This is a genomic window from Candidatus Delongbacteria bacterium, from assembly GCA_041675285.1.
Taxonomy (GTDB): domain Bacteria; phylum CAIWAD01; class CAIWAD01; order CAIWAD01; family CAIWAD01; genus CAIWAD01.
This window is the reverse complement of record JBAYTZ010000012.1, coordinates 101162-109596: the sequence shown is the minus strand read 5'-3', so window position 1 is coordinate 109596 and position 8435 is coordinate 101162. Positions and strand designations below refer to the sequence as shown.

Genomic DNA, 8435 nt, shown 5'->3' with positions numbered 1-8435 from the left:
TCGAGTATTGGAATTGGCCCCAGCAGGGCGAGTTCATCCAGAGCTACTACCACGAGACCTACGGCGAGATCAGCGTGGACTTCAACCAGGAGTTCTACAACTGGGACGCCATCTCGCCCACCACGGTCAACGCGGACGTCAAGGAGCTGTTGTATCACGCCGGCGTCTCCGTCCGCATGAACTACGGCCCCAATTCCTCCTCGGCCCAGAGCTCGATGATCTCCACGGCGCTGCGCAGCTACTTCCGCTATCAGGACGCCGCCCGCATGGTCTGGCGCAGCAGCTACTCGGCCGAGACCTGGCGCACCATGCTGCACGCCGAGCTGAGCGCCGGCCGCCCGGTGATCTACCGCGGCCAGGGCCCCAACGGCGGCCACGCTTTCGACGTGGACGGCGTGCAGGACAGCACTTGGTTCCACATCAACTGGGGCTGGAGCGGGAGCTACAACGGTTACTTCCTGCTGGACGACCTGAGCCCCGGCAACTACTACTTCGGCGACGTGCAGGGCGCCGTGATCGGCATCGCCCCCGACGGCATGCCGGTCAACCACCAGCCCCTGGTCCCGGCCGTCTACCTGGAGATCAACGAGAACGAGACGGCCAGCACGACCTTCAACGGCTACGACGTGGACGGCGACGAGCTGACCTACTCCGTGGGCGGACAGACCATCACGGGCGACACCTGGAGCTGGACGCCGGCCCCCAACGCCCACGGCACCTTCTCCTTCACCTACCAGGCCTGCGACCAGAGCGGCTGCAGCCAGCCCGCCGACCTGATCGTGGTCGTGCACAGCGTCAACCAGCTGCCCGTGGTGGCCGGCCTGGAGCTGGAGAGCCTGGAGGACGAGGCCCTGGCCATCCAGCTGGCGGGCTTCGACGCGGATGCGGACACCCTGCAGTATCTGGTCAACGGCCAGCTGATCGCGGGCGACACCTTCAACTGGACGCCGCCGGCCAACGCGGCGGGCGACTACAGCTTTACCTACACGGCCTGCGACGCCGCCGGCTGCGGCGAGACCGCCCTGCTGCTGGTGCACGTGCTGCCGGTGAACGACGCGCCCCAGGCCAGCCCCGTTCTGGCGCACATCCTGGAGGGCGGTGTGCAGCACATCCAGCTGGCGGGTTGGGACGTGGACTCCGACAGCCTGACCTACGTGATCGACGGTGTGGCGCAGACCGAGGACATCTTCACGGTGGAGATCCTGCCGGGCCTGGACCACACCTTCCACTACTACGTGAACGACGGCCAGGCGGTGTCCGACACGATGAGCATCATCGTGACCTTCGCCCCCAAGGGCCCGGGCAAGGAGTACGTCGAGGAGACCAACTTCAGCAACCGCAGCGGCCTGAACGACGGCCTGGCCGGCGAGCTGCCCGTGGGCACCAGCCTGCGCCCGGCCTACCCGAACCCCTTCAATCCGAGCACGGCCCTGCCCATCGAGCTGGCGCAGAGCGGCCACGTGCGGCTGAGCATCTACAACGTGGCCGGCCAGCGCGTGGCCGTGCTGCTGGACGGCACCCTGGAAGCCGGTCGGCACGAGCTGCGCTGGTCCGCCGGCCAGCTGGCCAGCGGCGCCTACCTGGCCGTGCTGGAGAGTTCCGCCGGCCTGAGCACGCAGATCCTGCACCTGGTGAAGTAGAGAAGTTTGCAGCCCTCCCCTGTCGGACCCGCGCCCAGTCGCGGGTCCGTCGCTCCGGGGGGCGGCCGCTGTCACACACGGAGGCTGAGATGCGCGGGACCCACGCGAGCGAGACCCGACGGGTGGAGGAGATCCGGCTGGCCCTGCTGTCGGCGCAACCGGAGCGGGCCGCCGAACTGCTGACGAGCCTGTTGCGGGACTCGGGCCCGCTGCTGCTGCCCCAGGCACGCCGGCTGGCGGAGACCCTGGGAGCTCTGCGGGACGCCTGGCCGGATAGCCTGGAGCAGGGTGGCCAGGCCCAGGCGCTCTGGCTCCTGGCCCAGGGCCCGCTGCTCAATCCGCGGCTGCTGCAGTAGAAGTCCGCCGAACTAGCGGCCGGCCGAATCCTGGCGATAGGGAATGGGGTCCGTCGCCCCGGCGCGCTGGAAGCCGCGCAGCCGCAGCAGGCAGGAGTCGCAGGTGCCACAGGCGCGCTCCTCCTCGCGGTAGCAGCTCCAGGTGAGGGCGAAGGGCGCCTCCAGCTCCAGGCCGCGCCGGACGATGCCGGCCTTGTCCAGGGCGATGAGCGGCGTCTCGATCCGCAGTTCGCCGCCGCCCGCCGAGCCCAGGCGCAGGGCCAGCTCCATGGCGCGGATGAACCCGGCACGGCAGTCGGGATAGCCCGAGCCATCCTCCTCCACCACGCCCAGCCAGATGGACTCCGCCCCCAGCACCTCGGCCCAGCTGGCGGCGATGCTGATCAGGTTGCCGTTGCGGAAGGGCACGTAGGTGCGCGGCACGCCGGGTGCGTCCAGGTGGCCGTCCGCCACGGGTTCGGCCGGATCGGTGAGCGAGGAGCCGCCGATGGCGGCCAGGTGCGAGATGTCCACCACCAGGCGGCGCTCGGCGGGCACGCAGTAATGGTCGGCGATGTACGTGAAGGCGAGGCGCTCGCGGCGCTGGGTGCGCTGCCCATATTGCACGTGCATCAGCGCGGGCTCCAGTCCGCCGGCCACGGCCTCGGCCAGCGTGACACAGGAATCCATTCCGCCCGAGGCCAGCACCACGGCCAAGTTCCGCTTCATACGCCTTGGGCCTCCGCTCCCCAAATCTGTTTGTGCAGCTGCAGGGCCAGCGCCACGTCCAGCCCGCTCTCCAGGATGCGCCGGGCCAACTCTGGCAGATCCAGCGCGCCCCAGGCCGGGCTGATGCGACAGCGCACGCCCGTGGGCAGCGGCTGCGTGCGCACGAAGTCCAGCGCGAAGTCCACGTCCGCCCAGTCCGCCACCACGAATTTCAGCTCGTCGCCGGGGTGCAGGCAGGCCAGGTTGGCGGGCAGGAAGCTCCCGCCCGCGCCGGAGCCCGGACACTTCACGTCCACCACCCGGGTCACGGCGGCGGGAACCTCGGCCAGACTGCGGTGCCCGCCGGTCTCCAGCGAAACACTCCAGCCCTCGGCCAGCAGCCGCCGCATGAGTTCGGGCAGCTGCTTTTGGAGCAGGGGTTCGCCCCCCGTGAGACAGATTCGCCGACAGGGCAGGGCGCCCAGCTCCAGCAGGAGCTCGGCGAGGGTGACGGGGCGGCCGCCGTGGAAGGCGTGGGCCGTGTCGCACCAGACGCAGCGCAGGTCGCAGCCGGTGAACCGGGCAAAGACGGTGGGCAGGCCCTGGAAGGGGCCCTCGCCCTGCAGGGAAAGGAAGATCTCGCTGAGTTGCATGGCGCCCAAGGTAACACCGGTGTCGCGCGGAGTGGTCGTAGGGACACGATGCATCGTGTCCCTACGCCGGGGTGTCCCATTGGAGTGACGGTTGCTCCTGCCTGGGCCCACCTCGAGGCAATCGGCAGAACCTGGCGCCGTGCCCCCGCGTACAGGGCCCATGCACGACCGTCACACCATCCGCCTGCAGGATTTCGACTACAGCCAGACCGGCGCCTACTACCTCTCCATCGGGACCCACGAATCCCGGCCCCTGCTGGGCCGCATCCAGGGCCAGCAGGTGGTCCTGAGCGACTTGGGCCTGTTCGTCGAAGGGCTGTGGAGCAGCCTGCCCGTTCACCATCCCCAGGTTCGGCTGGATGCGTTTCAGGTCCTGCCCACCCACATCCACGGGATCCTGTTCATCACCACGCAGAGCCAACCCGGCCGCCCGGAAGCCTTCGGCCGGCCGGTGCCAAACTCCCTGTCCACACTGGTGCGGGGATTCAAGGCAGCCTGCACACGGGACTGGCGCCGCCGCGGATCCGAACCCGTCGGTCGCATCTGGCAGAGCCGCTACCTGGAGCGGGTCATCCGTTCACGCCAGGAGCTGGCCGGCCTGCGCTGTTTCGTGCGGGACAATCTGTTGTGGCACCGCCTGTGCGACCGGGACCACTGGTGAGCCGGCTACTTGCCGTTCAGCGCCCGCTCGACCTGCGCCAGATGCCGCTCCTGGTGGACGGCCAGCAGCACCAGCGCGGAGAACAGGTTGTAGCGGATGCGCGGCTGGAACGGGGAAGGAATCTTCACGCGGGTCAGGGGCAGATCCCGCGCCGCCCGGGCCAGCTGCGCCTGGTCCCGCTGGAGGTCCAGGAAGCGCTCGAGAAGCGGCGCGACCTCCAGCACGGGCGGCGGATCGAAAGCCGGCGGGGTTCTGATCTTCCAGCGCGCGCCGGGACCGCTGCCCTTGGCCAGCAGCCAGCCCCACAAATCCTGTCGCGGACGGTCCTCCGTAAGACCCAGTTCGCGAGCCTGTTCAAGCCCGCGCCGTAACCCGGGCAGCAGCGCCTCGGAGGTCAACACCAGATGCGCCAGACACTGGGCCGCGCTCCAGCGCCCCGGCCCCGGCGCGGCGCACCAGGCCGCGTCGTCCGTTCCGGCACGCAGCCCCTCCAGCCGGACGCCCGCGACCTCGAAGGCCCGGGCCAGGTTCTCCAGTGGATCCGGCGGCCCACCGGCACACGTCCTGCTGCGGCAGCGCGGCAGCTCCCGTCCGTGGATGCCCGCTTGCATGCCCTACTGCACGCCCTGCAGGATTTCCAGCACCTTGGCCGGTTCCTGGAACCCCACGAAGCGCGTCACTTCCTGGCCCTGGCTGTCGTAGAAAATCACCGTGGGCATGCCCACCACGCCGAAGGCCGTGTTCTGCGCCTTGGCCCACTCCGTCTCCGACTGGGTCATGTCCATCTTCACGCGCTGGAAGCGCTGCCCGGCCTCGAAAACCGCGGGATCTGTCCACGTCTTGTGGTCCAATTCCTTGCACTGGGCGCACCAGGTGGCCCAGAAATCGACGATGACCGGCTTGCCCTCCGCGGCCGCCGCGGCCAGCAGATCCGCGTGGCGATCCGCGTCCGGCGAGCTGACCTCCCAGCTGAGTTCCGCCTTTGCCTGCGGAGCCACGCTGCCCGCTGGCAGCGCCGCGCCGAACCCGAAGAGCAGGAAGCGCGCGCCGATGAGCAGGGCCACCCAGCCCAGCGCCTTGAACAACTTGCGCGGGGTCTCGCTGTCCTCGTCCACCGGATCAAAGGCACCCGTGAACACGCCGAAGATCACCAGCCCGGCGCCGGCGAGCCAGGGCAGCCAGCTGCCCGGGAGCAGATCGCGCAGGAAATAGACGGCCATGGCCACCATCACAACGCCGAAGAACTTCTTCACGGTCTCCATCCAGCTGCCGGCGCCGGGCAGGCTGTTGAGCGCCCCGGCGAAGGTTCCAATCAGCAAGAAAAGCACGCCCATGCCCAGCGCGTAGCTCAACATGAGGAAGAAGCCGAGCATCAGATTTTGCGTGGCGGCGATGAACACCAGCAGCGTGACGATGATCGGGCCGACGCAGGGGGCGGCGATGAAGCCCGTGATCGCGCCCATCAGGACGGCGCCCAGCGGGCCGGACTTGTCGCCACTTTGGAGCTTGGCGGAAATCGAAGAGGGCAGCTGCATCTCGAAGGCGCCGAACATGCTGGCGGCGAAGATCAGGAAGATCCCCGCGATGACCGCCTGGACCACGGGCGACTGCCCGATGGCGCCGAAGGAGCCGCCGCCCAGCGCGGCCGCCAGGCCCAGCGCCGAGTAGACCAGCGCCATGCCGGCCACGAAGAACAGCGACTGCACGAAGCCGTGCAGGCGGCCCTTGCTGCGTGCGCCGATGAAGGAGATGGTGATGGGGATGACCGGGTAGACGCAGGGCGTCAGGCTGGAGAGCACGCCCCCCAGAAAGACCAGCAGAAAGGCCATCCAGCTGCCCTTCTCCAGCGCGTCCTGCAGGCGGCCCTCCAGGCCCGCGCGGGGCGCGGCCACCGCCTGGGCGGAATCCGCAGCCGATCCCGCCGCCGCCGTGGCCGCCGGCGCGCCGAAGACTTCGGCATTCTGCGGGGCGGCCTCCGCGGGCGCCGTGCCCACGGGGACGCGCAGCGTCAGCTCCTTGTCCACCGGCATGTAGCAGGTCAGGTCGCCGGTCTCGCTGCAGATCTGGTAGCCGGCGCGGATCTTCCACTCCAGGGTGTCGGCGGCGCCGGGCTTGAGGTTCAGCAGCCCGGTCACGGTCACGTCACCGCGATAGACCTGCTCTTCGTGCTCCGTCACGCCTTTGGGATAGACCAGCTTGTCCAGCCGCAGGAACTCGGTGGTGTCCGCCTCGACGTAGAACATCTCGTACTTGCGGTCCGTGATGTGGTAGCCCTTGGGCACGTGGAAGACCACGGCCACCCGGACCTCCTGCCCGGGCGCCACCCGGTCATGGGAGAGCAGGGCCTCCACCTCCACGGCTTTGGCCGGATCGAAGGCGGCGGGCGCAGCCGGGCTGGGTCCGGCCAGCGCCAGGATCGGCAACAGGGCCCCGAGTCCGACGAGGAGGCGGACAAACCGCCCGAATGGATGCTGACGCATGGCGTCTCCTAGGCTTGGTCAGGGTTGCGGATGAAGCGATAGCCCACGCGGTAGACGGAGAGGAAGTGTCGGGGCTCCGAGGGATCCGGCTCGAAGTACTTGCGCAGATGGAGCACCAGGTTGTCCACGGTGCGCGTGGAGGGGTAGTTCTCGTAGCCCCAGATGCGGTCCAGGATCTCGGCGCGCTCCACCACCAGTCCGTCCTTCTCGGCCAGCAGCTTGAGCAGCATGCATTCCTTCTGGGTCAGGCGCACGCGCTCGCCGCCGGCCAGGCGCGCCTCGTAGCTGTCGAAGTTCACCTCGTGCCCGCCGAAGGTCAGCGTGTCACCCGAGGGCGGCGGCGCCAGGTACCAGGACTGCCGGCGCAGCATCACGTCGATGCGGGCCAGCAGTTCGCGCATGCTGAAAGGTTTGGTGAGGTAGTCGTCGCCGCCCAGTTCCAGGCCCAACAGGCGGTCGCTCTCCAGGTCCTTGGCCGTGAGGAAGAGGATGGGCAGCCGGGCGCCCTGCTCGCGGGCTCGGCGGCAGACCTCGAAGCCGTCCAGCCCCGGCAGCATCACGTCCAGCAGCACCAGCTCGGAGCCGGCCTCGAGGATCACGCGCAGCGCCGTGTCTCCGTTGTCCACCACGCGGCACTCGTGCCCGGCGGCCTCCAGGTTCAACTGCAGTGCCTCGGCGATGTGCTCCTCGTCCTCCACGATGAGTATGCGCGCCATCTCAGGCCTTTCGCTTGCGCTGCAGGGGCAGCACCACGGTGAAGCGGGCTCCGCGGCCGGGACCGTCGCTCTCGGCGATCACCCGGCCCGCCATGGCCTCCACGAATTCCCGCACAAGGTACAGACCCAGGCCCGTCCCCTTGGTGCGGCGGGTGAGCTCGTTGCCGCCGCGGTAGAAGCGGTCGAAGAGCCGGCGGCTCTCTTCGGCGTGAAAGCCCACGCCCTGGTCGGCGACCCAGAACTCGGCCCAGTGGCGCTGCATGCGCAGCCCCAACCGCACGGCGCTGGCCTTGGGCGAATACTTGACGGCGTTGTCCAGCAGGTTGCCCAACACCAGGTCCAGGGCCTCGGGGTCGGCCAGCACCCAGCCGGGCGGGAGGGCGCCGTCCAGCCCCTCTTCCAGGATCAACTCGCGGTCGTGGGCGCGCAGGCGGGCCCGCAACGCCTCCACCCGCTCTCCCAGCCAGGCGCCCAGCTCCAGCTGCTGGGGTTCCAGGCGCATGTCGCGGGCTTCCAGCGCCCGGGCGCGCAGGATCTGCTCCACCAGATTGGACAGGCGGTCCGTCTCCTCGCGGATCACCGCCGCCCCGCGCAGCCGGGCCTCGGGCTTGATGGTCTCGTTCTCCAGCAGCTCGGCATAGAGGCGGATGGAGGTGAGGGGAGATTTCAGCTCGTGGGTCACGCCGCTGATGAAGTTGGACTGCTGGCGCACAGCCTCGCTGAGTCGCTGGTGCGTGTTGATCTGCACCCAAATTCCGGCCAGCAGCAGCAGCGTGAAAAAGGCGCCCTCCAGCAGGAACATGCGTGTGCGGCGGTTGTGCTCCGCCCAGGCCAGACGAATGGCCGCGCTGCCTACGACCGGGCTCAGGCCCGTGACGGACTCCTCGGCGGCCATCAGCGAGAGTCCGGGAAAGCGCGCCAGCAGCCGGGTCTGTTCCGCCGGGCTGAGCGGCCGGCCCACGGCCTGCAGTTCGCGCTCGGCCAGGCTGGCCCGCTCCTCCAGGACGCGCAACTCCAGGTCCCGGCGGCGCCCGCCCTCCCCCACCTGGTACACCATCCACCAGACGGACTGAGCCAGAGCCAGCACCATGATGCCCACGGAGATCACCAGGGGAATGCGCTGCCGGACCCGCCCACTCTTGATCAAGACCGCCTCCTCTTCTGCTGGAAGCATATCACCTGCAACGGGATGGGGCAAGACCGCCCGGTGCCAGGCCGGTGCCAGACCAGTGCCAGGCCGGT

At 69.3% G+C, this 8435-nt stretch carries 9 protein-coding genes; 3 read left to right on the top strand and 6 right to left on the bottom strand.

The features are described 5' to 3' along the window. Window positions 1–1640: C10 family peptidase (locus WC326_12295; protein MFA7331841.1), on the top strand; the 1640-nt coding region annotated here is incomplete at its 5' end. A gap of 89 nt (window positions 1641–1729) precedes the next feature. Next, window positions 1730–1996 carry a hypothetical protein gene (locus tag WC326_12290; protein ID MFA7331840.1) on the top strand — a complete coding sequence of 89 codons (267 nt, stop codon included), beginning with the start codon at window positions 1730–1732 and terminating at the stop codon, window positions 1994–1996. Between the two features lie 12 nt (window positions 1997–2008). Here the strand turns inward: WC326_12290 and queC are convergent, their stop codons facing one another. Next, a complete protein-coding gene (gene queC / locus WC326_12285) occupies window positions 2009–2704 on the bottom strand; it encodes a 7-cyano-7-deazaguanine synthase QueC (GenBank protein MFA7331839.1) in 696 nt (231 codons plus the stop codon). Next, a complete protein-coding gene (locus WC326_12280; GenBank protein ID MFA7331838.1) occupies window positions 2701–3336 on the bottom strand; it encodes a radical SAM protein in 636 nt (211 codons plus the stop codon). Before WC326_12280 ends, queC begins: the two co-directional genes overlap by 4 nt. Before the next feature lie 160 nt (window positions 3337–3496). On the opposite strand from WC326_12280, the gene WC326_12275 reads away from it, so the two are divergent. Then, window positions 3497–3997: a hypothetical protein gene (locus tag WC326_12275; protein MFA7331837.1), complete on the top strand. Its 501-nt coding sequence runs from the start codon at window positions 3497–3499 to the stop codon at window positions 3995–3997. A 5-nt stretch (window positions 3998–4002) separates the two neighbouring features. On the opposite strand, the gene WC326_12270 is transcribed toward WC326_12275, so the two are convergent. The 4 genes from WC326_12270 to WC326_12255 are packed head-to-tail and all read right to left on the bottom strand — an operon-like array spanning window position 4003 to window position 8340. After that, window positions 4003–4608, bottom strand: a complete 606-nt coding sequence (locus WC326_12270) for a DinB family protein (protein MFA7331836.1) — start codon at window positions 4606–4608, stop codon at window positions 4003–4005. Between the two features lie 3 nt (window positions 4609–4611). After that, window positions 4612–6477: a cytochrome c biogenesis protein CcdA gene (locus WC326_12265; GenBank protein MFA7331835.1), complete on the bottom strand. Its 1866-nt coding sequence runs from the start codon at window positions 6475–6477 to the stop codon at window positions 4612–4614. A gap of 8 nt (window positions 6478–6485) precedes the next feature. Continuing rightward, entirely contained in the window at window positions 6486–7193 is a 708-nt protein-coding gene (locus tag WC326_12260; GenBank protein MFA7331834.1) for a response regulator transcription factor, read from the bottom strand. Window position 7194: 1 nt separating this feature from the next. Beyond that, the gene (locus tag WC326_12255) at window positions 7195–8340 is read right to left on the bottom strand and encodes a HAMP domain-containing sensor histidine kinase (GenBank protein MFA7331833.1); all 1146 of its coding nucleotides are present in this window, start codon (window positions 8338–8340) and stop codon (window positions 7195–7197) included. Window positions 8341–8435 lie beyond the last annotated feature (95 nt).

Excerpts from the sequence above, each read along its gene's own strand:
- WC326_12280 (MFA7331838.1), bottom strand. The coding sequence starts at position 3,336 with ATGCAACTCAGCGAGATCTTCCTTTCCCTGCAGGGCGAGGGCCCCTTC.
- queC (MFA7331839.1), bottom strand. The coding sequence starts at position 2,704 with ATGAAGCGGAACTTGGCCGTGGTGCTGGCCTCGGGCGGAATGGATTCC.
- WC326_12290 (MFA7331840.1), top strand. The coding sequence starts at position 1,730 with ATGCGCGGGACCCACGCGAGCGAGACCCGACGGGTGGAGGAGATCCGG.
- WC326_12270 (MFA7331836.1), bottom strand. The coding sequence starts at position 4,608 with ATGCAAGCGGGCATCCACGGACGGGAGCTGCCGCGCTGCCGCAGCAGG.
- WC326_12275 (MFA7331837.1), top strand. The coding sequence starts at position 3,497 with ATGCACGACCGTCACACCATCCGCCTGCAGGATTTCGACTACAGCCAG.
- WC326_12265 (MFA7331835.1), bottom strand. The coding sequence starts at position 6,477 with ATGCGTCAGCATCCATTCGGGCGGTTTGTCCGCCTCCTCGTCGGACTC.
- WC326_12260 (MFA7331834.1), bottom strand. The coding sequence starts at position 7,193 with ATGGCGCGCATACTCATCGTGGAGGACGAGGAGCACATCGCCGAGGCA.